General features: G+C 55.2%; 26 protein-coding genes. 16 read left to right on the top strand and 10 right to left on the bottom strand.

Going from position 1 to position 24,907, the window contains the following annotated elements; genetic code table 11:
* Positions 1-43: 43 nt before the first annotated feature.
* From FBR45_RS07040 to FBR45_RS07025, 4 genes are all read left to right on the top strand, one after another.
* Positions 44-997, top strand: coding sequence for a transketolase family protein (locus FBR45_RS07040; RefSeq protein WP_138500608.1), 954 nt, complete (start codon positions 44-46; stop codon positions 995-997).
* 101 nt (positions 998-1,098) lie between these two features.
* Entirely contained in the window at positions 1,099-1,671 is a 573-nt protein-coding gene (locus FBR45_RS07035) for an RNA polymerase sigma factor (RefSeq protein WP_129599745.1), read from the top strand.
* A gap of 67 nt (positions 1,672-1,738) precedes the next feature.
* Positions 1,739-2,203 carry a hypothetical protein gene (locus FBR45_RS07030; protein WP_138500606.1) on the top strand — a complete coding sequence of 155 codons (465 nt, stop codon included), beginning with the start codon at positions 1,739-1,741 and terminating at the stop codon, positions 2,201-2,203.
* 5 nt (positions 2,204-2,208) lie between these two features.
* Positions 2,209-2,664 (top strand): Spy/CpxP family protein refolding chaperone, encoded by a 456-nt coding sequence (locus FBR45_RS07025; RefSeq protein ID WP_138500604.1) that lies wholly within the window; start codon positions 2,209-2,211, stop codon positions 2,662-2,664.
* Between the two features lie 88 nt (positions 2,665-2,752).
* Here the strand turns inward: FBR45_RS07025 and FBR45_RS07020 are convergent, their stop codons facing one another.
* The 3 genes from FBR45_RS07020 to trpF all read right to left on the bottom strand — a co-directional run bounded on the left by FBR45_RS07020 (position 2,753) and on the right by trpF (position 4,998).
* Positions 2,753-3,772: a LiaI-LiaF-like domain-containing protein gene (locus tag FBR45_RS07020; RefSeq protein WP_138500602.1), complete on the bottom strand. Its 1,020-nt coding sequence runs from the start codon at positions 3,770-3,772 to the stop codon at positions 2,753-2,755.
* Positions 3,773-3,774: 2 nt separating this feature from the next.
* On the bottom strand, positions 3,775-4,251 hold the full coding sequence (locus FBR45_RS07015; protein ID WP_138500600.1) for a PspC domain-containing protein: 477 nt from the start codon (positions 4,249-4,251) through the stop codon (positions 3,775-3,777).
* A 126-nt stretch (positions 4,252-4,377) separates the two neighbouring features.
* A complete protein-coding gene (gene trpF, locus FBR45_RS07010) occupies positions 4,378-4,998 on the bottom strand; it encodes a phosphoribosylanthranilate isomerase (protein ID WP_138500598.1) in 621 nt (206 codons plus the stop codon).
* A 227-nt stretch (positions 4,999-5,225) separates the two neighbouring features.
* On the opposite strand from trpF, the gene FBR45_RS07005 reads away from it, so the two are divergent.
* Entirely contained in the window at positions 5,226-7,352 is a 2,127-nt protein-coding gene (locus FBR45_RS07005) for a M3 family metallopeptidase (protein WP_138501982.1), read from the top strand.
* A gap of 52 nt (positions 7,353-7,404) precedes the next feature.
* On the opposite strand, the gene FBR45_RS07000 is transcribed toward FBR45_RS07005, so the two are convergent.
* A complete protein-coding gene (locus tag FBR45_RS07000) occupies positions 7,405-7,590 on the bottom strand; it encodes a hypothetical protein (RefSeq protein ID WP_138500597.1) in 186 nt (61 codons plus the stop codon).
* A 207-nt stretch (positions 7,591-7,797) separates the two neighbouring features.
* Here FBR45_RS07000 and FBR45_RS06995 point away from each other — a divergent pair, with 207 nt between their 5' ends.
* The 5 genes from FBR45_RS06995 to FBR45_RS06975 all read left to right on the top strand — a co-directional run bounded on the left by FBR45_RS06995 (position 7,798) and on the right by FBR45_RS06975 (position 12,150).
* Positions 7,798-9,039: an exo-beta-N-acetylmuramidase NamZ family protein gene (locus tag FBR45_RS06995; RefSeq protein ID WP_138500595.1), complete on the top strand. Its 1,242-nt coding sequence runs from the start codon at positions 7,798-7,800 to the stop codon at positions 9,037-9,039.
* A gap of 163 nt (positions 9,040-9,202) precedes the next feature.
* The gene (locus tag FBR45_RS06990) at positions 9,203-9,706 is read left to right on the top strand and encodes a DUF4143 domain-containing protein (protein ID WP_138500593.1); all 504 of its coding nucleotides are present in this window, start codon (positions 9,203-9,205) and stop codon (positions 9,704-9,706) included.
* Between the two features lie 99 nt (positions 9,707-9,805).
* Entirely contained in the window at positions 9,806-10,954 is a 1,149-nt protein-coding gene (gene mnmA, locus FBR45_RS06985; RefSeq protein WP_138500591.1) for a tRNA 2-thiouridine(34) synthase MnmA, read from the top strand.
* A 168-nt stretch (positions 10,955-11,122) separates the two neighbouring features.
* Complete coding sequence (locus tag FBR45_RS06980; protein ID WP_129599771.1) at positions 11,123-11,809, top strand: 3-keto-disaccharide hydrolase; 687 nt, start codon at positions 11,123-11,125, stop codon at positions 11,807-11,809.
* A 98-nt stretch (positions 11,810-11,907) separates the two neighbouring features.
* Positions 11,908-12,150 (top strand): hypothetical protein, encoded by a 243-nt coding sequence (locus FBR45_RS06975; protein WP_077920166.1) that lies wholly within the window; start codon positions 11,908-11,910, stop codon positions 12,148-12,150.
* On the opposite strand, the gene FBR45_RS06970 is transcribed toward FBR45_RS06975, so the two are convergent.
* A complete protein-coding gene (locus tag FBR45_RS06970; RefSeq protein WP_138500589.1) occupies positions 12,125-12,652 on the bottom strand; it encodes a GAF domain-containing protein in 528 nt (175 codons plus the stop codon). The genes FBR45_RS06975 and FBR45_RS06970 overlap by 26 nt on opposite strands.
* A gap of 98 nt (positions 12,653-12,750) precedes the next feature.
* Here FBR45_RS06970 and FBR45_RS06965 point away from each other — a divergent pair, with 98 nt between their 5' ends.
* The 6 genes from FBR45_RS06965 to FBR45_RS06940 all read left to right on the top strand — a co-directional run bounded on the left by FBR45_RS06965 (position 12,751) and on the right by FBR45_RS06940 (position 20,408).
* A complete protein-coding gene (locus FBR45_RS06965) occupies positions 12,751-13,440 on the top strand; it encodes an HAD family hydrolase (RefSeq protein ID WP_138500587.1) in 690 nt (229 codons plus the stop codon).
* 156 nt (positions 13,441-13,596) lie between these two features.
* Complete coding sequence (locus FBR45_RS06960) at positions 13,597-14,673, top strand: agmatine deiminase family protein (protein ID WP_246082134.1); 1,077 nt, start codon at positions 13,597-13,599, stop codon at positions 14,671-14,673.
* A gap of 29 nt (positions 14,674-14,702) precedes the next feature.
* Complete coding sequence (locus tag FBR45_RS06955) at positions 14,703-15,437, top strand: hypothetical protein (protein ID WP_138500585.1); 735 nt, start codon at positions 14,703-14,705, stop codon at positions 15,435-15,437.
* Between the two features lie 87 nt (positions 15,438-15,524).
* Positions 15,525-17,864 (top strand): peptidylprolyl isomerase, encoded by a 2,340-nt coding sequence (locus tag FBR45_RS06950; protein WP_138500583.1) that lies wholly within the window; start codon positions 15,525-15,527, stop codon positions 17,862-17,864.
* A 119-nt stretch (positions 17,865-17,983) separates the two neighbouring features.
* Positions 17,984-19,363 carry a peptidylprolyl isomerase gene (locus tag FBR45_RS06945; RefSeq protein WP_138500581.1) on the top strand — a complete coding sequence of 460 codons (1,380 nt, stop codon included), beginning with the start codon at positions 17,984-17,986 and terminating at the stop codon, positions 19,361-19,363.
* A gap of 82 nt (positions 19,364-19,445) precedes the next feature.
* On the top strand, positions 19,446-20,408 hold the full coding sequence (locus tag FBR45_RS06940; RefSeq protein WP_138500579.1) for an AAA family ATPase: 963 nt from the start codon (positions 19,446-19,448) through the stop codon (positions 20,406-20,408).
* Between the two features lie 83 nt (positions 20,409-20,491).
* Here the strand turns inward: FBR45_RS06940 and FBR45_RS26330 are convergent, their stop codons facing one another.
* The 5 genes from FBR45_RS26330 to FBR45_RS06920 all read right to left on the bottom strand — a co-directional run bounded on the left by FBR45_RS26330 (position 20,492) and on the right by FBR45_RS06920 (position 24,905).
* A complete protein-coding gene (locus tag FBR45_RS26330) occupies positions 20,492-20,659 on the bottom strand; it encodes a hypothetical protein (protein WP_171044848.1) in 168 nt (55 codons plus the stop codon).
* Positions 20,660-20,726: 67 nt separating this feature from the next.
* Positions 20,727-21,737: an ABC transporter ATP-binding protein gene (locus tag FBR45_RS06935; protein ID WP_138500577.1), complete on the bottom strand. Its 1,011-nt coding sequence runs from the start codon at positions 21,735-21,737 to the stop codon at positions 20,727-20,729.
* A gap of 62 nt (positions 21,738-21,799) precedes the next feature.
* Positions 21,800-23,425 (bottom strand): NADP-dependent glyceraldehyde-3-phosphate dehydrogenase, encoded by a 1,626-nt coding sequence (locus FBR45_RS06930; RefSeq protein ID WP_138500576.1) that lies wholly within the window; start codon positions 23,423-23,425, stop codon positions 21,800-21,802.
* A 234-nt stretch (positions 23,426-23,659) separates the two neighbouring features.
* On the bottom strand, positions 23,660-24,058 hold the full coding sequence (locus FBR45_RS06925) for a DoxX family protein (protein ID WP_138500574.1): 399 nt from the start codon (positions 24,056-24,058) through the stop codon (positions 23,660-23,662).
* A 277-nt stretch (positions 24,059-24,335) separates the two neighbouring features.
* Positions 24,336-24,905, bottom strand: coding sequence for a Crp/Fnr family transcriptional regulator (locus FBR45_RS06920; RefSeq protein WP_138500572.1), 570 nt, complete (start codon positions 24,903-24,905; stop codon positions 24,336-24,338).
* Positions 24,906-24,907: the final 2 nt, after the last annotated feature.

The following is a 24,907-nucleotide window of genomic DNA, read 5'->3' as shown; positions in this document are numbered from 1 at the left end:
TGACTACAAACCGGAACGCAATGACAGCGTTTCTTTACGACAAATGAAAAAATACGAATATACCGACAAGAAAGACACCCGCTCGGGCTTCGGTGCGGGTATTGCTGAGCTGGGCCGCTCAAACCCGAACGTCATTGCCCTGACCGCCGACCTGGCCGGATCGCTCAAACTCGAAACGTTCATCAAGGAATATCCGGAGCGATTTGTACAGTGTGGCATCGCCGAGGCTAACATGATCGGCGTATCGGCTGGTCTGACCATTGGCGGCAAAATTCCTTTCGCTACCACCTTCGCTAACTTCGCTACGGGCCGCGTATACGACCAGATCCGGCAGTCGGTAGCTTACTCAAACAAGAACGTAAAAATCTGCGCTTCGCACGCGGGTCTGACCCTGGGCGAAGACGGCGCTACCCACCAGATTCTGGAAGACCTGGGCATGATGAAGATGCTGCCCAACATGACCGTTATCAACCCCTGCGACTACAACCAGACCAAAGCCGCTACGATCGCCATTGCCGAGCACGACGGCCCTGTCTATCTGCGCTTCGGCCGGCCGGTCATTCCGGTGTTTACCCCCGCTGACCAGCAGTTCGAAATTGGTAAAGCCTGGCACGTGAATGAGGGCGACGCGGTGTCGATCTTCTGCACAGGCCATCTGGTCTGGGAAGCCATCAAAGCGGGCGAAATTCTGAGCGAGCAGGGAATTGAAGCCGATATTGTCAATATTCACACCATCAAACCGTTAGACGAAGAGGCTATTCTGGCATCGGTACGGAAAACGGGCTGTGCGGTATCGGCCGAAGAACACATGCTCAACGGCGGTCTGGGCGATAGCGTGGCGCAGGTACTGGCCCGTCACTTCCCGGCTCCGCTCGAATACGTGGGTGTACACGATACCTTCGGCGAAAGCGGCACGCCCGACCAGCTGATGCAGAAATACGGTCTTACTGCCGACAAAATTGTTGAGCAGGTGAAGAAAGTAATGGCAAGAAAATAAGATTTTCGGTGATTGGTGTTCGGTTTACGGACGGGCTCTCAGACGCCAGTTTGCGGTAGTACCCGCCCAGACCGAACACCAGGCACCGAAAATTCAGCACAATGACTGACGAAGAACTCCTAGCCAAATTTAAGGACCCGTCGAGCCGGAACTATGCCTTTAATCTGCTGATACGTAAGTACCAGCAGAAAATTTATTGGCACGTCCGGAAGATGGTTATTGACCATGACGATGCCGACGACCTGGTGCAGGAGACATTTATCAAAGTCTGGAATAGCCTGGAACAGTTTCGGGGTGACAGTCAGTTATATACATGGATATATCGGATTGCCACCAACGAGTGCCTGAACTTCCTCAACAAGAAACGCCGGCGTTTTTTTCTGCCCATCGGTGATGTAGAGGGTGAGTTGATGGAAAAGCTGGAGAGTAATGCCGATTACGTAACGTCGGGCAACGAGCTGAGTGGCGAAGAAGTACAGCTCAAACTACAGAAAGCCCTGCTCAAACTCCCTGACAAACAACGGTTGGTATTTAATATGAAGTACTTCGACGACATGAAGTACGAAGAAATTTCAGAAATTACGGGAACATCGGTTGGCGCCCTGAAAGCGTCGTATCACCTCGCCGTCAAAAAAATCGAGGATTATCTGACGAAAACCGATACAACTGATTAAACCTGAACGCAAACCAGCTGTCCAACACCCGATACAACCTAAATTGTGTGCAACCTACACAAAGGCCATGAACGACAAGAATCTATACCGGCTCGACGAACTTCCACCGGAGCATCCGCTCCGGCAACCGCCTTTCACGGCTCCCGACGGCTATTTTGATGCGTTGCCCTCGCGGGTACAGACCCGTCTGGCCCAGCGCTCAAAGCCAGCTTTTACCATCAGCTGGTCATGGCAACGGACAGCCGCTACGCTGGCAGGTGCCAGTCTGATTGCTGTACTGGTATGGCAAACGCTACCCGAACGGCAGGAATCGCTGGGCAGTGAAGCCCTGGCGGATGTTGGCAAAGAAACCATTGCGGCTTACCTCGACGAACAGGGGATCGATCCGTATGAACTGGCCGACAGCGACCAGATTCATTCGTCGATGGGTAACGATACCACCGCCATTCAGTACCTGAATGTTCGGCCAGACGACATCCAGCAACTTATTGACGAACAGAATGTTCGGGAATCGACTAATCTCGGCTCCTGATGACTATGGCTATTTCTACGACTATGAAATTGAAATGGATAAGCTGGATCATAGGCCTGGTGCTGACGGCACAGGTAGCTTCAGCACAGAACGACCCCAACGGGCGCCAGAAGATCGAAGCAGCTAAAATTGGTATGATCACGAATCGGCTAAACCTGACTACCGATCAGGCGCCACAGTTCTGGGCCGTATATAACGAGTACAACGCCAAAAAGCAGGAGCTGAACCGCCGGATCAGGCAGCTCCGCAACGAACCGGCCCGTAACAACCTGAGCGATGACCAGCTGAAAAATGGCCTGCGGGAGGTAAACGCAACCCGCCAGAAACTGGCCGACCTCGACCAGGAATATATGGACCGGTTTCTGAAGGTGATCAGCGCGGCCCAGCTGAACGAACTGTACCGGACCGAGCAGGCATTTAATAAGATGCTGCTCAACCAGTTGAACAATCAGAATAACTAGACGCGCATCGGCCTTTTCAGGTGTATAATATAGCAAGGCCCGGTTTGCCTGTGAGCAGACCGGGCCTTGTTTATGAAGAAGCTCCTGTTTAGTAGCGCACCACCTTGAAGCTTGACACCCCACCGTCGAAACGGATGAGCATTTTCTTCCTGGCGGCATCATAACCAGGGCTGACGTATTCGCCATCGCCCACACTGGTAAAATCGTCCAGCCGTTCAATATTTAGGGCGCCATCCTTTTTGATCCGGCAGCCCACCCCTTTCGGTACGTGAACGGTTACCGAAGCCGCGCCTACATCGAGTTTCACATCGGCCTGATCGGCTTTGTCGCCCAGTTTCAGGTCAAGGTCGGCAGCTCCGACGCCTACCTTCAGACTTTTAACGGCATAGGCACTCAGATCAAGATCTCCCTGCCCGGCACCCAGCGCTACGTCCATCGACCAGACGGGTTTCGCGTTGAGGTGAATATCGACGCGGTTATCGAACTCACCATCTTTCAGGTTTATGTGCTGATCCTCGTCTGTGGGCTTCAGTTCTATAGTCGGAATGCGGGTTGTTGCGTCCCGGTCAACCGTCATCGAGTAGGTACCCTGGTGCTGCTTCGTATCGGCTTTGATCAGCTCGGCCGTCGGATCGCCGATGGTAAACCGCCCAGCCCCGCCCGCTAGTTTCAGTACGGCCTCCCGCGTGTCGGCATCCATCGACTCCGTAAACGTATTCGACTGAATCGAGCTCCTGTCCGATTGCCGACGATCCCGCTCTACGCGGTAGTCGTCTTCGTTATCGTCGTCGGCCGATCGATTGTCGTCGTCATCATCGTCGTTATCGCGGTGCCAGCGGAAGTTATACTCATCCCGATCGCGATCATGGGCAAAGAATCCGAAGAGCGTTGCCGGTACGGCGACACCCAACATGACGGTCGTCACAAACGCAGCCGAACTGCCACGTCGTTCCAGAATCAGGTTGACACCGGCCAGGATCAGCAGCACCGGCCAGAGATCGACCAGCGAATGCCAGTCTACATCGAGCCATCCTGCGTTTCGGGCCAGGAACAGCACCCCCAGCGTGAGCAGAAAAATGCCCCAGAACAATCCATTATGGCGTCGCATAGTTATAAATCGGTATTCGGGTGGTTCGGATTATTGGTATTGTTAGAATCGAACGGGGTTTTGATCCGATCCTTAAAAATCAGCCACAAACCGATTGCGATCAGGATAAACGGCCACAGATCGCCAAAGTCGATGTTGAAATAGCGGTCAAGCAGAAACAAGACGCCCAGAATAATCAGGACGGCCCCGCCAATAACACTCCGGTCGGGCGATGCAGGCTGGTTCGGGTTGTAAGGGTTCATGGAAAAAACAGGATTTGAATACACGGTTAATTGATTGACTGACGCACCCAGTGGCTGCTTTGGCATGGCAATCCACAGAATAATGTAAATCAGGAATGCCGGAAAGGCCGGCCAGGGAATACCGATCAGGAAAATCAGCCGCACTACGGTCCGGTTAATACCGAAATAATGGGCTATGCCCGCACATACGCCCCCTACTATGGCTTCGTCGGCGATGCGTTCGAATCGTTTGTTCATGGCTTCTAGTGTCTAAAACCACTGTAAACGTAGCAGGTTGGCCGGATGTGTGGAAACGGAACTGGACAGATGGACGCGGCTATTGATGGAAGTATGTTTTCAATGATAGTAGGTTATGCATAGTAGCTAATCGACCTCAATGGTTTCCAGAATATCCATCAGCTCCCCAAATTCGCGGTTACCCGGCCGCTCTTCATCGCCACCACGCAGGGCGATACCTTTCACCGGCAGCTCGGTCAGCAGCTGATGTACGTTATCTGCCGAAATGCCAGTCCCCAGCAGTAGCGGATGGCGAACGGCCAGTTGTTGAATGGCTTTTTTCAGATCCTCGTCGAAATGAACATGGTCAGGACTTTCGATCAGGACATATTCGGCACCGGCCGCGCCCGACTGAACCAGCGCATCGAGTTGATCGAGGGTTAACTGCGACAGGTCGGCCCGCAGAATGAGCGGTTTGTCGAACGTAGTGAGGTAAGGCAGTATGGCGGCTTCGTCGATCTGCAGGAGATCAGGCTGGTAGGCCTCCAGCAGTTGTTCAATTACGTCGGGATCGCTGGAGCGGGTCTCACCAACGATCTGCACACCGGCCACCCACGACCGTATTTCCGCAAATTTTTTGGGGTCGATATAATCGGGTGAATCGGCATCCATCGAGAAGCCCAGGAAATCGACGCCCATGCCGGCGCAGTAGCGGGCATCGCTCAGGTTGGTAACGTTAGAGATCTTTACGAGTGTTTGCAGAGCCATATGACCGGTTTTCGGTTTACACGTTGACAGTTGGGGCGCTAAGTTAGGGCGAGTCGGTCCTGATCCTGCATATCGCCCCCGGAAATGTCCGACGGCAAACGCTGACGATGACAGATATGTCCTGAACAGTCATCCGACCTGACCAAATCTCCAGCTACTTCTCCTTTATGAAGACCATGAAAAGGGTTATTTTTGGCAACAAACCGAGCCAGGCCTGGCTCATCATTATGAAAACTGGATTAACTCTTTTAGCCCTGACGACCCTTATGACCGCCTTCACGTCTGGCGTCGTAGTCGATCCGCCGACGTCGAACCCGTTTTTCAGTACGTATAACACGCCCTTTGGTGTGCCGCCCTTCGACCAGATCAAGCCCGAGCACTTTGAGCCGGCGATTGAAGAAGGCATCCGGCAACAAACGGCCGAAATCGCGGCCATTACGAAACAGACCGCAGCGCCCACCTTTGCCAACACCGTTGAGGCTGTCGAAGCCAGTGGCGACCTGCTGCGCCGGGTCAATACGGTACTGGGAAACCTGAACGGGGCCAACACCAACGATCAGCTGCAGAAAATTGCCCAGTCGGTGGCCCCGAAACTGGCTAAGCACAGCGACGATATCATGCTCAATCCGGTATTGTTCAACCGGGTGAAGGCTGTTTACGAAAGCCGTACCAAACTCAAACTGTCGGGCGATCAGCAGCGGCTGCTCGAGAAGATGTATAAAAATTTCGTGCGCAACGGCGCAGCCCTGACTACCGACAAACAGGACCGGCTGCGGCAGATCAACGGCGAGCTATCGGTGCTGACGCTGAAGTTCGGCCAGAACCTGCTCGCCGAAAACAACGCCTATACGCTGGTCATCGACAAAACCGACGACCTCAACGGGTTACCAGCCTCGGTTGTAGCCGGTGCGGCCGACGAAGCGAAGAAGCGAAAACTGGGCGATGACAAATGGGTCTTTACGCTACAGAACCCGAGTATCATGCCGTTTCTTCAATACGCCGACAACCGGGCTCTCCGCGAGAAACTGTTCCGGGCTTACCTGGAACGGGGCAATCACAACGACGAACACGATAACAAGGCTATCATGGCAAAGATGGTAGCGCTCCGGGCCGAAAAAGCGCAGTTGCTGGGCTACGACAGCCACGCAGCCTACGGACTCGAAGAAAGCATGGCCCAGACACCCGAGAAAGTAGCTCAGCTGCTGAACCAGCTCTGGTCGGCCACGGTGCCTGTTGCGAAACAAGAGGCCGCCGACCTGCAGGCTATGATGGATAGAACGGGTAAAGGCGAGAAACTGGCCAGTTGGGACTGGCGCTACTACGCCGAGAAACTGCGTAAAGAAAAGTACGCGCTCGATGAGCAGGAGCTACGGCCTTACTTCTCGCTGGAGAATGTGCGCGAGGGAATTTTTACCCTAACCAACCGGCTCTACGGCCTCCGCTTCGAGCGTCGCGCCGATGTGCCGACCTATCACGAAGAAGCGGTTGCCTATGAAGTAAAAGAAGCCGACGGGCGACACCTCGGGTTGATGTACATGGATTTTCACCCACGGGCCAGCAAACGCGGTGGCGCCTGGATGACCAGCTACCGGCGGCAGGAAGTGGACAACGGCCAGAAAATTACGCCGGTCGTTTCCATTGTCTGTAACTTCTCGAAACCCACCGGCAACGCACCGGCCCTGCTGACGCTGGACGAGACCACTACGTTTTTCCATGAGTTCGGTCATGCCCTGCACGGGCTGCTGTCCAACGTCCATTACGGGAGTCAGTCGGGCACGTCGGTACCCCGCGATTTTGTAGAACTGCCGTCGCAGATTATGGAGAACTGGGCCGTTGAACCGGAGATGCTCAGGTTGTTTGCCAAACATTACCAAACCGGCGCGGTGATTCCCGATGCGCTGATCGACAAGATCAAAAAGAGCAGTCTGTTTAACCAGGGGTTCGAAACCAGTGAATACCTGGCTGCGTCGCTGCTCGATATGGCTTACCATACCCTCAAGCCGGGCCAGACGCCTACCGACGTGCTCACCTTCGAGAAACAGGCTATGGACAAAATCGGCCTGATCGATCAGATCCCTCCGCGCTATCGGAGCACCTATTTCCAGCACATCTTCGCCGGTGGTTACTCAGCCGGGTATTACAGCTATATCTGGTCGGCGGTACTCGATGCCGATGCTTTTGAGGTATTCAAGCAAAAAGGGCTGTTCGACCCCAAGTCGGCGCAGTCGTTCCGCAAAAACGTTCTCGAGAAAGGCGGTACCGAAGATCCGATGACGTTGTACCGCAACTTCCGGGGAGCCGAACCCGACATCAAACCCCTGCTTCGCCGGCGCGGGTTGATGAAAGATGTCTAGCCGTCTGACTGGCTACTATTCAGAAAAAGGAGACCCGGGCGGATCTCCTTTTTTATGGCTTACGGGCCAGCTCGTTGATCGGACCGGCGCTGTGGAGGCCGGCAAACAAGGTTTCGCCAAACGGTATTGCCACCGCAACGATCACTGCCAGTACCCATCCCGCCGAAAGCAGAAGTGGATGTACTGGTCTTTCAGACAAAGAGGTATTTTTCTGATAATCAACCTTATCGACCCTCATTTTTTCGGTTCAGTTAGGGTAAACCAGATCAGCATATACGTCGTAATACAGGACAATATATAGCTTTCTATCTGCCGTTTACCCGATTTCTGGCGAAAAAGTTACCAACGAACCGATTAACGGCCCATGTGACCGTTCAGATGGGCTCTTTTGGATGAAACCCCGTTTATGGACAACTTGCGGCCTTACTTCCTACGCTGACTCACTATGAAACTTGGTTTCTTTGCCCTCCTGCCCCTGGTGCTTGGTAGTTTACCCGCCCTGCATCCGGCGGCTGTTCTCCAACCGGTAACGTCCACAACGGATACAGCAACAGCCCGTCAGCCCCTGATGACCGGGGCCGATCAAGTGTCGGCCTACCTGCCGTACCTGAAAGGAAAACGGATTGGGATGGTCGTCAATCAGACCTCGATTATCGGTCGCAAACCCAGTGTCGATAGCCTGGTGAGTCTCGGCGTGAACATAGTAAGCATATTTGGACCCGAACACGGCTTTCGGGGCAATGCCAGCAACGGGGCTAAGGTCGACGACAGCGTCGATCCTAAAACCGGCATTCCCATTATTTCGCTGTACGGCAAGAACAAGAAGCCATCGAAAGAACAGCTGGCCAATATCGACCTGCTGATCTACGACATTCAGGACGTTGGGTGCCGGTTTTACACCTACATCAACACGCTCGACCACGTGATGGAAGCCTGCGCCGAGCATAACAAAGAGCTGCTGATCCTGGACCGGCCCAACCCGAACGGCTTTATTGTCGACGGCCCGATTCTGGAAGACCACCTGCATTCGGGGATCGGCATGCACCGCATTCCGATTACGCATGGCATGACCATTGGCGAGTTTGCCCAGCTGATCAACGGCGAAGGCTGGCTCCCGAACAGGCAGCGCTGCCCGCTGCGTATCATCAAGGTAGCCAACTATACCCACGACACACCCTATGTTTTGCCGGTAGCCCCATCGCCTAACCTGAACACTCTGCAATCCATCCTGCTCTACCCGAGTATCTGTTTGTTCGAAGGAACAATCATTAGCCAGGGCCGGGGCACCTATATTCCGTTTACCGTGCTGGGCGCACCGGCGCTGAAAGGCATTTACGACTTCTCGTTCCGACCCATCAGCATCAAAGGCATGAAAGAGGCCCCGCTGCATCAGGACACCGACTGCTACGGCATCGATCTGCGCACCTACGATACGAACCAGCTGCGCAAAACCAGGCAGCTGAATCTGCAATGGCTTATGGAGCTATACAAGGCCTACCCGGACAAAGCCCGCTTTTTCGACATGAGCCAGAGCAAAGAGATTGGCAACTTCGACAAACTGGCCGGCACCGAGAAGCTGAAGCAGCAGATCATTGCCGGTAAGAGCGAGAAAGAGATTCGCCAGAGCTGGGAGCCCGGCCTGTCGGCTTATAAGCAGATGCGGAAGAAGTATCTGATTTACCCGTAATCGGCACTTACCTACCTGTATATATTTGACTTTTTAAATAAACTAAAACTCAATTATAGTATATTTAATTGAATTTTTACCTTGTAAATCTAACACACCGTGTTAGATTTACAAGGATGATACCTGGAACAGCCCAAACAGAACTAGCGCAGCTTCTGGATGAATTTCCGGCGGTAGGTGTATTGAGTTACTGGAAGATAAATTGCTTATCCGTACCCTGCGGCCATGGTCGGGCAATGTAGGTAAACGACTGGTTAAATCGCCCAAAGTGTACATTCGGGATAGCGGCCTCACCCACGCTTTACTGAACCTAACTTCGCTGGATGATTTGTTGGGACATCCGGTTGTTGGAGCCAGTTGGGAAGGGTTCGTCATCGAAAATCTGTTATCCTGCCTACCCATTGGTACAACTCCCTGGTTTTATCGCACATCGGCCGGAGCCGAGATTGATTTGGTACTGGAGCAAGGCTCAACGCAACGATACGCTGTAGAGATCAAACGTTCGTTAGCCCCGTCCCTGTCAAAGGGATTTTACATGGGTTGCGAAGACATCGGTGCTACCAAACGCTTTCTTGTCTACCCCGGTAGTGAGCGTTATCCCATAGCTAACGAGGTGACGGTCATACCGCTGATCGACATGATGAAAGAATTGGCAAGCCGAAACTAAGACCCCTTCTCTTTGCGTTCGTACCTTTGTGTGCTGTTCCCAAACAGGGACGGCCTATTCAGAAACACAATAATCGCGGGGCTTTGAACCCCGGCAGATATGAGCAAACACGGACGAATTCTGGTCGCTATGAGTGGCGGCATCGATTCTTCGCTGGCAGCCGTTATGCTGCACGAACAAGGGTACGAGGTCATCGGGATGACCATGAAAACCTGGGATTATGCCTCATCAGGAGGCACCAAAAAAGAAACGGGCTGCTGCAGCCTGGACAGCATCAACGACGCCCGCAACATTGCGGTTAACCTCGGCTTTCCGCACTACATCCTCGACATCCGCGAAGAGTTCGGCGATGCGGTCATCAATCACTTCACGGGCGAATACCTGGAAGGGCGCACCCCCAACCCCTGCGTCATGTGCAACACCCATATCAAATGGGATGCGCTGCTCCGCCGGGCCGACCGGCTCGACTGCGAGTCGATCGCTACGGGTCACTACGCTCACATACGCACCGAAAACGGGCGGCATATCATCTCGAAAGGGGTCGATACGCTGAAAGACCAGTCGTATGTGCTTTGGGGCGTGTCGCAGGAAAGCCTGAGCCGGACAAAATTACCCCTGGGGCACCTGCGCAAGTCGGAAATCCGCGACATGGCCACCGACCGCGGCTTTATAGAACTCGTCACGAAGTCAGAATCGTACGAAATCTGCTTCGTGCCCGACAACGATTACCGCGGATTCCTGAAACGGCGGGTTCCGGGGCTGGAAACCGAAGTAGCCGGTGGTAATTTCATTCAGGAAGGAACCGGCAAAGTGCTTGGCAGGCACGACGGATACCCGTTCTACACCATTGGCCAGCGCAAAGGGCTGGGTATGGCGTTTGGCCAACCCATGTTCGTAACCGAAATTCGTAAGGACACCAACGAGGTCGTTCTCGGCGTCGATAAAGATCTGTACCGCGACGGGATGATCGTAAGCAAATTGAATCTGCAAAAATACGATCGCATCAGCGGCCCTCTCGAAACGGTTACCAAAGTGCGCTACAAACACGACGGAACTCCCGCCACCATCAGCCAGACCGACAACGACCGCATCGAGGTTCGGTTCCACGAAGGTGTATCGGCCATTGCGCCGGGACAGGCGGCTGTTTTCTACGAAGGTAACGACGTCATTGGCGGGGGCTGGATCATGAAGAGCTTTCGGCAGGAGGCTGACGCCACTCCCTCAGAAATAGCCTCCGCTTTTGCCTGACGGGCCTGCTGCCAGGTATGATCAAACGCCCCCGCCCGGCTCCAGGCGGGGGCGTTGGTGTCTGTAAGCTGTCCAGCCTGAAGCCGGACGGGCGGCTGGTCATGGCTGGTGTTGCGAATGAGGAAATACCCTGCTTTCTTTACTTTCTTTTGTAAATCCATCTGTTGAATGAAAAAACTGCTTGTTCTAACGGTCATCCTGCTCGGTGTTGCTACCCGGCTCCTGGCCCAAACGCCCCCCAAAGGCCATCCAAACCCAAGCGGAGCTGGCTGGAAACCTCTCTTTGCCACCGACCTGTCCGATGCCAGCTATCCCAAGGGAATATGGACCTACGAAGAGGGGGTTTTGACCGCCAGCGCCGACAAAGCCATCTGGACGGCCCAACCCTACGGCGACTTTGTTCTTGACCTGTTCTTCAAGACAGCCGATGGTACCAACAGCGGAGTTGTTGTTCATTGCAGCGATACGACCAACTGGATTCCGAATTCCGTTGAGATTCAGATTGCCGACGACTACGCTAAACAGTGGTCCGAAGCACCAAAAAACTGGCAGTGTGGCGCTTTTTTTGGCCATCAGGCACCCACCAAAAGCAACGTAAAACGTCCCGGCGAATGGAACCGGTATACCGTTACCTGCCAGGGCAAAATGATTTATATCGTACTGAACAACGAGTTGGTCAATACCATCGATCTTACCAAGTTCACCTCTGCCAAGACCAACCCCGACGGCTCTGAAGTACCGGCCTGGCTCAATAAACCGGCCGCCGACCTGCCGCTGAGGGGCTATATTGGGTTGCAGGGCAAACATGCCGGGGCGCCCATCTACTTCCGAAATATGAAGATCAAAGAGCTGTAGCCCCCCTTTATACGGAAGTCCGGCCTGGGAGAAACAGCATATGTTTTCTCTCAGGCCGGGCTTCGGCACTACATAGGCCCACGCGGTGTTATGCACGTATGCAGACCGAACCGCACACCCGACACAGCCACTCGTTACCCGAACTTCGCTTCTCGCTCAATCTGTTGTACATAGGCCGGTTTCTGCTGGGTATGCAATCGGCTGGTGCCTCGGACCGGCTCGATGAGTTCGACGAAAAGATAGAAGACGTTACGGATGAGCTGGTCGCCACTGAATTACTTCACGAAGCAGCCGTACTGGCAGGCGACGTACTGCTTACAGACCCACAAACGCCCGTATGACAGGGTAGATACGCGGCAGTACAGCTTCGATTTCTGTTTTTTCGGTTTCAGTCCAGTGCCGGGGCTGGCCAAACTGACAGGGTTGTAGAATACCCCACAGCGCGCCGTCCTGCTGAACATGGGCGTGCACCAGCGCCCGGTGACCAAACGTTTCGTGCTCAAACGAGCGGTTCAGCACCTCTGGCCCTGCCGTTTCTACGTCGTCTACGTATACCGACGGTTGCAGGCTGAGAGCCGCCCGAAACAGTGGATCTTCGTCGGGTAAGTCGGTCGTATCGGGTTGCCAGTCGGGCTGAATCACATCCGGAATGCGGGCATCTTTCCGCCAGCAGAACGCAATCCGCCCCCGCTGCTGATCGGGTTGACGAACGTACAGAAAACAGCGGTCGGCCCCCAGGGTCAGCCCAACCGTTTCAACAACCCGGTTCAGGGTTTCCTCGGGTGAATGCCCTTTCGACAGCAGCGCATCAATGGCTGCGGGCAGTGTACTTATTGTTTGCATAACCACTAAACCCGCCAGATCAGGCATGGTTTATTTAGGTAGCTGGGTGCTTACCGAACAAACTCGTTTCTTTGCCCCAGAATACAACCAACCTGCGTATGACCCACGCTTCTGACGCTACTTATTCCTGGGCAGCTCTCTTCGACATGGACGGCGTCCTGATCGACAACACCGACTTTCATATCAATGCGTGGCTGCACTTTTCGCAGCAACACCATCGCCCGATTACTAGAGACCAGTACCTGGACCACATCAACGGTCGGGTCTCGGCCGATGCTATGGCCTATGTGTTTCAACGGCCCGTATCGCCGGGTGAGCTGATTGTGCTGACCGAAGAAAAGGAAGCCATCTACCGGAATCTGTACCGGCCGCACCTCCAACCTGCGGTCGGCCTGCTGTCGTTCCTGAATGCCCTGAAAGCGGCTCATGTGGGGCTGGCCGTAGGCACCTCGGCGCCGATGAGTAATGTTACATTTACCCTCGATGGGTTGCCGCTCCGCCCCTATTTCAACGCGGTGGTTGATGCCAGTATGGTTCAACGCGGCAAGCCCGATCCGGAAATTTATCTCAAAGCCGCCGAACGGGTGGGTGTTCCGCCCGCTCGATGCGTGGTGTTTGAAGATGCCTTCGCCGGCATTGAGGCTGGCCTGCGGGCGGGCATGGCGGTTGTTGCCGTTGCCACTACCCACACGCGGGCTGAGCTGGAAACGACGGGCGCTTCGCTTATTATCCCGGACTTCACCGATCTCTCCGTCGAGACTGTCCGGTCGCTGGTTTTGCCAGCCTGAGCCGGTTACTAAACCCTTCCGGTCGACCTGTGCCCGGCCTCCCAAACCGGAGCCGGGCAGGCCAGAGCCCGGGCCGAATGGCAGAAAGTAACGACAGACCTGTATCAATTTCGTAAATTTGCGGGCGTTTATCGAACCCGCACAACGTTCCTGTCTGTGAACACTACATCCGATATTACCAGTACGCCCGCCCGCGAGGGCTTTTTCTTTCCGGCCGAATGGCACCCGCACGTAGCCACCTGGCTCAGCTGGCCCCATACCGAAGCCTCCTGGACTCGCGACCGGCAGGAGCTGATGTTTCCGGCTTATATTGACTTCATCAAAGCCATTGCCCGGAGCGAACAGGTCTGTATCAACGCGCATAACGAACAGGTCATGCAGGCTGCCGAAGACCGGCTGCGGGCTGCCAACGTCGATATGAGCCGGGTTACCCTCCTGCCCCACCCCACCAACGATTCCTGGTGCCGCGATCACGGGCCGGCCTTTCTGATCAACCCAGCCAGGCAGCAGCGAATGATCGTAAACTGGGGCTACAACGCCTGGGGTAACAAATACCCGCCGTTCGACCTCGACAATATGATTCCGATCCGGATTGCCCAGTTCCGTGGCCTGGACTACGTTACCCCCACAGCACCTACCGGGAGTATTATCATGGAAGGCGGATCAGTTGAGTTCAACGGAGCGGGCACGGTGCTGACCAGCCGGGCCTGCCTGCTTAACCAAAACCGTAACAGCCACCTCACCCAGGCCGACATCGAGCAGTACCTGTATGATTATTATGGCGTTCGGCAGGTATTGTGGGTCGAAGAAGGAATCGTGGGCGACGATACCGATGGCCATATCGACGATACGGTCAGGTTCGTCAACGAAGACACGGTCGTTGCCGCCTACGAGGCCAACCCCAGCGACGACAACTACCCGTTTCTTCAGGACATTCATCATGAGTTGCGCAGCATGCGGCTCCTGAACGGCAAGCAGCTGAACATTGTTGAGCTGCCCATGCCCGACCCGGTGGTGAGCGATGGGCTTCGCCTGCCGGCCTCTTACGCCAATTTCCTCATTACCAACGGGTCGGTCATCGTGCCTACCTTCCGGTGCGATAAAGATCAGCCTGCGCTGGATATTCTTGGCCAGTGTTTCCCGGATCGGCAGGTTATCGGCATCGACTCGACCGACATCGTATGGGGACTGGGGAGTTTTCATTGCCTGAGCCAGCAGGAGCCTGCTCTTTAGTGTCGATTTACCCTTTTGGTTTACAGGTTATGCTATCTATCCGCCGTTCGTTCGTTACCTGGCTTTCCGGCCCGCTTGCGCTTTCCGTTGTGCTGCTGTCATGCGCTCCGCAAAAGCCGTTGATGGCTGAGCTGCAGCCGCATTCGTTACACGCCAACAATCTCGAAGAAACCCTGAGCCAGCGCGATGAATTGATGCTGGCCTACTCACTTGCCAGTTACGATGCGGAGGGCAAACCCGTGGGCGTTGTCAACGGGGGCTGGGGCGTAGAAACGGTCCGGCGCGGGCAACGGCTCGATCTGGCCGCAACGGGCAGCGGGGCACCGGCCAAGGGACCGGCCCAGCCCATCCGGTTGGCTTTGCCCCGCAACGGCCGACTGGTTGCGTCGCTGGTGCTGATCGAAGTAGACGACTACAACCGGGCGAACCAGTTTCTCGATCAGATTCGGCGGGTCCATAACGTAGTCGCGGGTCCGGCTGCTTTTCTATTAACGGCCACGGAAGTACTGACCCCTCTGAAATACGTAGCTGCCGGGCTGGCTGCTTCCGGCATAGGCCTTAAACTAGTCGATCAGTTCGACGACGATGACCTGCTGGGTCAGAGCAGCGCTGACCTGCGCGAAGCTGATCTACGGGCCAAAAAACAGCGGTTTGTTCGGATTCCGGCCACCTTCAAAGGGCGGAACCTCCGCGACGTTTTCGACTACCAGCTGGAGTACGACATCCTGCTCCGGACCGCACAAATCAGACCGGCCCGCCAATAAGCCTACCGCTCAAATCGTTCTATCAGACGAATGTTTTCCAACACGCGCTTGTTCAGTAAGTACCCCCGAATCAATTATCCCGACGCTATGCGCCACCTTACCGGCGGTCTTGTACTGGCCTTTTTCGTGGCAGCCTGCAAAACGACAACCCCGGTTGTTCAGCAGGCGGCTCCTCCCAAACCGGTTATTCTGACCCTGGGAACGAAAGCCTTTACGACCGATGATTTTTTTCAGTCATTCACCAAGAATCAGTTATCGGCCGACTCGGCCCAGCGGACTGACGTGAAAGACTATTTTGATCTGTACACGAATCTAAAACTGAAAGTAGTAGCGGCCGAAGCCGAAGGTCGCGACACAACCGAAGCCTTTCGGGAAGAAATGGCTACCTACCGCAAGCAGCTGGCGCAATCGTACCTGATTGATAAAGTGCTGGTAGAGTCGCTGGCAGCCGAAGCCTACCAACGGATGCGGGAAGAAGTCAATGCGTCTCACATCCTGATTGCCGCCCCCGAAGACGCAGCGCCTGCTGATACCCTGGCCGCCTACCAGAAAGCCGTAGCCCTGCAAAAGCGGGTGCAGGCGGGTGAAGATTTCGCTGCGCTGGCGCGAGAAAACTCGCAGGATGCCACCACCGCCGACAATGGCGGTTCGCTGGGCTATTTTACAACCTTCTCGGTCGTATATCCTCTCGAAACAGTCATCTACAACACGGCCGCCGGACAGGTGTCAGGCCCGGTCCGGACCCGCTCGGGTTACCACCTGGTTCGGGTAAACGACCGTCGGCCCAGCCGGGGTAAAATCCGGGTGGCGCACATCCTGGTTCGGTTGAGCCCCAGTGCCGACGAGTCGGGCCAGAAAGCCGCCAGGGACCGAATCGATGCAGCCTATGCCCGGCTCCAGCAGGGCGAACCGTTCGAAACCGTATGCCGCGAGGTGTCGGACGATCTGACGTCGAAAGGAAACGGGGGCATACTGCCGTTGTTCGAAACAGGTCGGCAGGTGCTGTCGTTTGAAGATGCCGCCTTCGGGCTCACGCAGCCCGGGCAGCTCTCGCAGCCAGTCCGGACTAATTACGGCTGGCACATCATCAAACTAATCGAACGAAAAGGTCTGGAGCCTTACGAAACCCTGGCCCCTACGCTCCGGCAGCGCGTCATGACCGACACCCGGGCCGACGTGCTGCGGCAGGCTACGATCCAACAGCTTCGCAAACAGTATTCGGTCAATGAAAATAAAGACGTCCTGAATCTGGCATTCGCCAAAGCCGATAGCAGCCTGCTGCGCGGTCAATGGCGTTACACGACTCCGCTCGACGAAGCCCTACGGAACAAGCCTATCGTCAATATTGCCGACACCCCCTACACGGTCGATACGTTCTACGAGTATGTCCGGCAGCGGCAGCAACCGGCCCGCAACCCGGCCATGGCCGCCATAACTCCAGTCAGTACGCCCATTACCGGATCGCCCCAGGTTGTGATGCGCCGGTTGCTCGACCGGTTCATCGGCGATCAGCTCATCGCTACCGAAGAAGGGAACCTGGACAAAAAGTCGCCGGAGTTCCGGTCGCTGATGAGCGAAATACGCGATGGGGTCCTGCTCTCACAGGTCATGGAGCAGCACGTCTGGGAACGGTCCATGACCGACTCAACCGGTCAGCAACGCTATTACGAGCAGCATAAAGCTCGCTACCAGTTTCCCGAACGCGCGGCCGCTACGGTTATCATTGCCCCCACCGACGACCTGCTGAAACAGGCCCAGACCCTGCTGTCCCGTAACGCGCCCTATCAGCTGAAACGCGCTACCCCCGACCTTTCCTACGGCCGCAACCAGACAGCACTAAATGCTGACCTGCGCGAGCGGCTCTTCGATGTGCTGGTTGTAATGACCCGCAATCCAGACTACCTCGTCGAAGTAGCCGGATCGCACGATCCGGCCGAGCGGGATTCGGTATCGGCCGGCCGTGTTCGGGCGGTTGTCAGTTACCTGCAGCAGAACGGCGTACCGCTGAACCGGATCATGGAGAAAGACTACCAGGGCGAACAACGCCCCGGCCTGTCAGATCCGGCGGCTCAGCGTAAGGTATCGTTTCAGTACTTCTCGAACGCAAAAGCCGATGTTGCTAATGTGCTCAGCAGCGCCGGTGCCCCGGTAGAGGTCGTAGAAGGTGTCTTCGCCAAAGGCGCGAACACCTATCTGGACAGCGTCAACCCCTGGAAAGCCGGAACCACCGTTTTACACCCCTCGGAAAAAGCCGTGGCCGTTACGATCAGTCGGGTTGAACCGCCCCGTCCTAAAACGTTTGCCGAAGCGCGGGGGGCCGTCATCAACGATTACCAGACCCAGCTGGAGCAACAGTGGCTCGCTCAGTTGCGCCAGCAGTATCCGGTCAACGTAAACGAAGAAGAAGTGCGGAAACTGGTGAAATAAGCGCGCCGGGAAGCCGGTTGCGGAAGCTGGTAACCAGTTGGTCGGATTATGCCTCATGCAGGGGCCTTAAATTTTCTTAAAACGCAGAACCTCACTGGTTCTGTCTGTATCTTTAAAACATGAAAAAAGTAAGCTGTAGTGCTCTGTTTATCCTGATGGGCTGGTTGCTGACCGCACCGGTCTTTGGCCAGGGCCAGGGCGTAAGCCTCAATAAAATCATTGCCAAGGTCGACAATTATTACGTTCTCCGTTCTGATCTGGAAGAGGCTTACCAATCGTACGTAGGTCAGAACCAGACCCCTCCGCAGAAATGTCAGCTGCTTGAAAGCCTGGTCATCAATAAAATGATGCTGGCCAAAGCCGAAATCGACTCCGTAGTAGTCGAAGAAAAACTGGTCGACAGCGAGCTGGACACCCGTATGCAGTACATGGTTGGGCAGTTCGGCTCCGAAAAAAATATCGTGGAAGCCTACGGCAAGAGCCTCGAGATGCTGAAGAGCGAGCTGCGCCAGCAAGTGAAGGATCAGAAGATCGTGCAAAAAATGCAGCAGAAGATCACCACCGACGTGAAGGTTACCCCGCGCGATGTACGGCGGTTCTTCGAGTCGATCCCGAAAGATAGTCTGCCCTACATGCCTGCCGACGTTGAAGTAGGCCAGATTGTTCGGTTCGCCAAGCCAACCAAAGAGCAGAAAGAGGCCCTCCGGCAGCGGCTGCTCGACTTTAAAAAGCGGGTTCAGGACGGCGAAGATTTCGCCAAGCTGGCCAAAGAGAACTCCGAAGATGTAGGATCGGCCCAGAACGGGGGCGACCTTGGGTTTGCCAAACGGGGCGCGATGGTAGCGCCTTTTGAAGGAGCCGCGCTGAAGCTCAAGCCGAACGAAATGTCAGACGTAGTGGAGTCGGATTTCGGTCTTCACCTGATTCAGCTGCTGGAAACCCGCGGGGCCGAGTACCACGCCCGCCACATCCTGCTACGCCCCGATTACAACCGCCTGGACCTGACGGGCCCAACCCAATACCTCGACAGCCTGCGTACGCTGATCGCAGCCGACTCGCTGAAGTTCGATAAGGCCGCTCACGATTACTCAGAAGACAAAACCACGGCCGACGCCGGTGGCTTACTTCGCGATCCGCAGTCGGGCAGCAGCCGTCTGGCTATGGATGGGTCTATGGAATACGCCCTGTTCCAGATGCTCGATACCATGCAGGTAGGCAGTGTATCGAAACCGTTGCCTTACCGGACCGAAGATGGGAAGAGCGCGGTACGATTGTTGTACTTCAAAAGTAAAGTAGCCCCCCATACGGCCGATTTCAAGATTGACTTCGAGAAGCTGCAAAACATTGTGCTGACCAACAAAAAGAACCGGGCCATCGATGATTGGTTCCGTAAGTCGGTCAGTGATGTGTATATTACAGTCGATCCCGAATTTCAGGGCTGTCGTATTTTTGGAACAACCCAAAACAGCGCAGCTCAGCTAGGCGGTGGCGGAAATTAGCGACGGGGAGTTGGTGTTAAACGATGCGCGGCTTTCGTTTGCCAGTAACTCTTCTTAACTCATCACTCATAACTTTTTCATTGTGCCTTACTCATCTGACGTGGCGGCTGCCGAAGCTCTGACTCAATCGTATCAGAAGTTAAAAACCGAAATTTCGAAGGTAGTGATCGGCCAGGACGACACCGTCCGGTTGTTGTTGACGGCTATATTCTGTCAGGGCCACTGCCTGCTGGTAGGTGTGCCGGGTCTGGCCAAGACACTGCTTATTCAGACCATCGCCAGCGCGCTCGATCTGGATTTTAACCGCATCCAGTTCACGCCTGACCTGATGCCGTCCGACATTCTGGGCTCCGAAACCCTGGATCAGGACCGCAACTTCAAATTCATTAAAGGCCCCGTTTTTGCCAACATCATCCTGGCTGACGAAATAAACCGGACGCCCCCCAAGACCCAGTCGGCCCTGCTGGAAGCCATGCAGGAATATGCCGTCACCATTGCTGGTCAGAAATACAATCTGGGCCGCCCTTTCTTCGTACTGGCTACGCAGAACCCCATCGAACAGGAAGGTACCTATCCGCTGCCCGAAGCCCAGCTGGACCGCTTCATGTTCAACATTTATCTGGATTACCCATCGTACCAGTCAGAGCTGGATATCGTGAAAAATACCACGTCTGACAAACGGCAGGAGGTAAACCGGGTCATCACTGGCGAGGAAATTCGTGAGTTTCAACACCTGGTTCGTCGCGTGCCGGTGGTTGATAACGTCATAGAGTACGCTGTAAAGCTGGTACACAAGACGCGGCCCAATACCGAGCTGGCTGCGCAGGATGCCAACCAGTACCTCGAATGGGGAGCAGGCCCACGGGCGTCGCAGGCGCTGATTCTGGCCGCCAAATGCAATGCCCTGTTAACCGGCAAATACTCGCCCGATATTGAAGACGTACGGGCCGTAGCACTGCCCATTCTGCGCCATCGCGTGGTTCGTAACTTCAAAGCCGAAGCCGAAAATATCTCCGTCGAGCAGCTGATCAAGCGAATGCTTTAACGAAGGCCCCATCCAATACCGAAGGGGTAGCAGGAGGATTATCGATCCCCTGCTACCCCTTCGCTGTTTACCAGCCTTTAGGCTTAGTTGTCTTCTTTATTCGACTTTCCCAGGTAATCGTCGTCGTGCATACCTGTCGAATTATCATCGACGCCCGACGCATCGACATTTTCCGTTTCTACACTGACCAGACGCGGCTCTCCCTCCTGTTCGCGGTTTTGGTGGTACTTTTCTTCGGTTGGCGACTCCATATCGTTGAGCGGTTTGTAGTTTCGATATCGGCCTTCCTGCACGGGGGCCGTTTCTATACAAACTAAACTACCCGCCTTTCAGCCACCAAAGCGATTCAGCGGCCACGTCGACACGCACCGACTGCCCCGCCCGCAGATCCGTACGAGTAGTAAGGAGCCGCAGACAGACGTATCGCGACACCTCAACATCCACTTCAGAATAGCTCCCCCGAAAAAAAACCGCCCGAACGGTACCGTTCACGCCAGCCTCGCTGAGTTTGATTTGCTCGGGCCGCAGGCAAACCAGCGCTTCCGGATTATCGCCCCCGGGCAGGTTGAGAACGGGCAGGTGTTTAGCCTTCAGAATAGTAGCTGCCCCCGTCATTCGGGCGGCATAAGCCGTGGTGGGGTACCGGTATACATTGGCAGGCGTATCCAGCTGGATGAGTTTTCCCTGCCGAAGTACTCCCAGACTATCAGCTATAGACAGGGCGTCCGTAGCATCGTGGGTCACCAGCAGACAGGCCATTTTGTCGTGCTGAACCAGATTGAACAGTAGATCGCGGACAATGAGTCGGTTCGGTAAATCGAGGTGACTGAACGGCTCATCGAGCAGGAGTACTGTCGACTGGCCATCGTCAGGTTTACTGGCCACGGCCCTTGCGATTGCCGTTCGCTGCTTTTCACCACCCGATACCTGACGGGGCAGCCGCCCCTGCACGTCGGTCAGCCGGCAAAGTCGTAACAGCTCATTGACCCGGAAATCGCGGTATTCTTTTTCGAAGTAGCGCAGCGCATAGGCTACATTTTCGCGCACCGATATGTTCGGCATGAGCTGGTACTCCTGCGGCACGAGCCGAATCTGCGGATGCCCCGCCACCAGTACCTCCGACGGACCCGGCACCCGCACGCCGTCAAGGGTTATGTCGCCGGTGTCGGCATCGGCTTGCCCCGCCAACAGGGCCAGTAGCGTGCTTTTTCCCGATCCGCTCTCGCCCACCAGCGCCATAATCCGACCCGGATCGAGGGTGAACGACACGTCCCGAACGGCCCTGACATCGCCGGCAAATACTTTGGTAAGATGGGTAGCTGTGAGCATTTGTAGTGACCGGAAAGACCTGACATTCGGTCTTTCCGGTTCAGAAAACCAATCCGTTCGGATCAGAATATAAAGTTGGTACTGAGAAACTCGGACTTGTGTCCACCTACTATTTCATTCAGGATATGCTTGTTAGAGCCCGTATCTTTGGTTGCCACAGCCGACCGGATCGAGAACGAACGCAGGGCATCCTCAACGGACAGGGTTCCCTCGGCCGAATCTTTCCGCCCGGTGAACGGGAAGGTGTCGGGTCCCCGCTGGCACTGGGCGTTTATGTTGACACGGCTCACCAGATTAACCAGCGGGTCGATCAGGCGGGCAATGGCTTCGGGGTCGGTCCCGAAAATACTGGCCTGCATACCGTGATCGTCCGTGATCAGATACTGGATAAACTCTTCCTCATCGTCGTAGACAACGACCGGAATAACGGGCCCAAACTGCTCCTCGCGGTACAGGCGCATACCTTCACGAACGGGATAGACTACCGCCGGCCGAAACAGCGACGCTTCGGTTTCTCCTCCTCCTTCGTTGACAATCGAAGCTCCACCCGCTTCGGCATCGGCTATGATATCGGCCAGGTAGCGGGTTTTGTTAGGCTCGGGCAGGGGCGTAATCTGCACCCCGCTGGCCCAGGGCATACCGGGCTGGAGCTTACTCACTTCCGGGTTGAACCGTTTCAGAAATTCGTCGGCAACCGACCGATGCGCCCAGATGATCTTGATAGCCGTACAGCGCTGCCCGTTAAAAGACAGGGTACCAAGCAGACATTCTTTCACGGCCACGTCGAGATCGGCATCGGGCAGAATAATAGCGGCATTTTTGGCATCCAGACTCATGATTGACCGAAGTCGGTTCAGCTTGGGGTGCTGCCGCTGCAATTCGTCGGCAACGCGGCTGGAACCGATCAACGTGAGCACGTTCACCTTCCCCGACTGCATAACGGGCGGTACCACATCGGCTCCACGTCCGTAGAGGGAGTTAACGACTCCTTTCGGGAAACTAGTCCGGAAGGCCTCCAGCAGCGGGTAGTGCAGCAACGAGCCATGTTTCGGCGTTTTGAACAGGATCGTATTGCCCATCAGAATAGCCGGAATAAGCGTGGTGTAGGTCTCGTTCAGCGGATAGTTGAACGGGCCCATAGCCAGCACAACCCCGAGGGGCGACCGCCGGATCTGCCCGATAATGCCTTCTTCGATACGGAATCGCGATGAGTTGCGGTCCATATTTTTCAGCGTGTCGATGGTGTCGTAGATGTACTTCACCGTCCGGTCGAATTCTTTGGTAGCGTCGGCCAGGTTTTTACCGATCTCCCACATAATCAGGTTGATCACGAGGCTGCGCTGCTCCAGCATTTTCCCGATAAAGGTTTCCATACAGGCAATGCGCTGGGCTACTGCCATCTGCGGCCACTCACCCCGGCCGTTATCGTAGGCAGCTACCGCGGCCTCCAGCGCTTCCAGGGCTTCTTTGGGGCCAGCCACGGGAAAGCTGCCTACGAGCTGACGTTGCAGCGTACCGTTTTCGTCGGGAATACAAACCGGCGAATATACTTCTGACACGTTGCCCGTCCAGGGTCGCATTTCTCCGTTCAGCAGGTACTCGCGCTGGTGGATGGGTTCAATGTGGAAGTCGGCCGGAATTTGTGAGGAATCGGCGGGAAACAGGGTACGCAAGGAAGAGGATGCCATGTTACGTTTGTACGGTTAAACAGGTTGCACAGAACTACAAAAGGAAGAACGGGCGCAAACTTCACCATTCGACCATCGAATTACAACCCTTATCCGCTAAACCTATTTGTTGATTCTGTTTCGATTACCCCTGGCTTGTTTACGTCAATACCCCATGTATCCTGTTTGTGCTGCTAGCCGGTGCCGCTCCTGCGGATTCAGCGTATATAAACCATTCAGTAACGGTCAGGCCCGTTACAGAATGGCAGCCGCTTTCTCTCTGCTGAATGCGAGTCGCCTGTCTTTGGCATAAGCCCCCGCGTACATCAGTAATCCACCCACGACGATGGTGTTGCGAAACACGTTAAGCAGGTCGTTTTCGCTGGTGGCAGCTCGTGGAACATGGACCAGAACAATCATCAGGAACACGTACAGCGCCATCAGCAGTGAGGCAAGTTTATCATAGCGACCCCATACGCAACTGATGATGAACAGCAAGACACAAACTCCGGTGGCATAATTCCAGAGAATCGGAAACGGCAGCCAAGCCGGAACGAAAGACGCACCAACATCCGCTTTCCCAAAATGAAGCAGAACGTACATACTAAACGGCAGCACAAATAGCCACCGCCCAAGGCCAATTAATTTGTTCATGATTATGGTTGTTTGGAGAGTAAAGCGAAACCAGCATACCGGGTCGGATAGTCAGGGCCAACCGTCCGGCTCGACTGTACCAACTCATGAGGGTCACGGCTGTGGACCGGGTGTGGCGTCCTGCCGATCGGTGAGTGCGCGCTAACGTACAGGCCCTGGCCCCTACTATGGTGGTGCAAACGTAGATTCTCATTCATGGCAGTGGCGGCTTCTGGTCCTGTTGCCACTGCAAAGATGCTGGCCAGCCACCGCCCCACTCTTGACTTTTGTCAACGTTTCAGAGCCTGGCCTTTATTCGGCTAAGGGTTTCGGGCGAGATGCCGAGGTACGACGCCACCAGTTTATTGGAAAGCCGGGATAAAATGCGGGGCTGGTGCTGCATCAACCACCGAACGCGATCCAGGGCATCGAGTGCTATGAACGTATTGACCCGATAAACGGTAGTGGCGTAGGATTGCTCCAGAATTTGCCGGTAAATCTGCTCGAACTGGGGCACCTGTTGCTGCATTCGCCCGAATTGATCGCGGTGAATAGCCATGACCACCGATGGCTCAACGGCCCGGAAAAATTCCTGGGAGGGCTGCTGGTTGGCAAAGCCGTAGATATCGGTCAGCCAGTTGTTCTCGAAAACAAAGTCACGGCTCGTTTCGGTGCCGCCGTCGGTGCTGACAAACACCTGGATACAGCCTTTGGCGACAAAATAGCAGTGCTGACATACCTCACCCGCCTGTAGCAACATCTCTCCCCGCCGTACTTTTCGGGTCACGAAAGCCGACAGCACATCGGTCAGCTGCGTGTCGTTATGGCTGATGCGAGCGCGGATGTAGGCTTCGAGCGTGTCGACCATGG

The sequence above is a fragment of the Spirosoma lacussanchae genome (assembly GCF_005870035.1).
GTDB lineage: Bacteria > Bacteroidota > Bacteroidia > Cytophagales > Spirosomataceae > Spirosoma > Spirosoma lacussanchae.
This window is presented reverse-complemented; position numbering and strand designations above follow the sequence as displayed.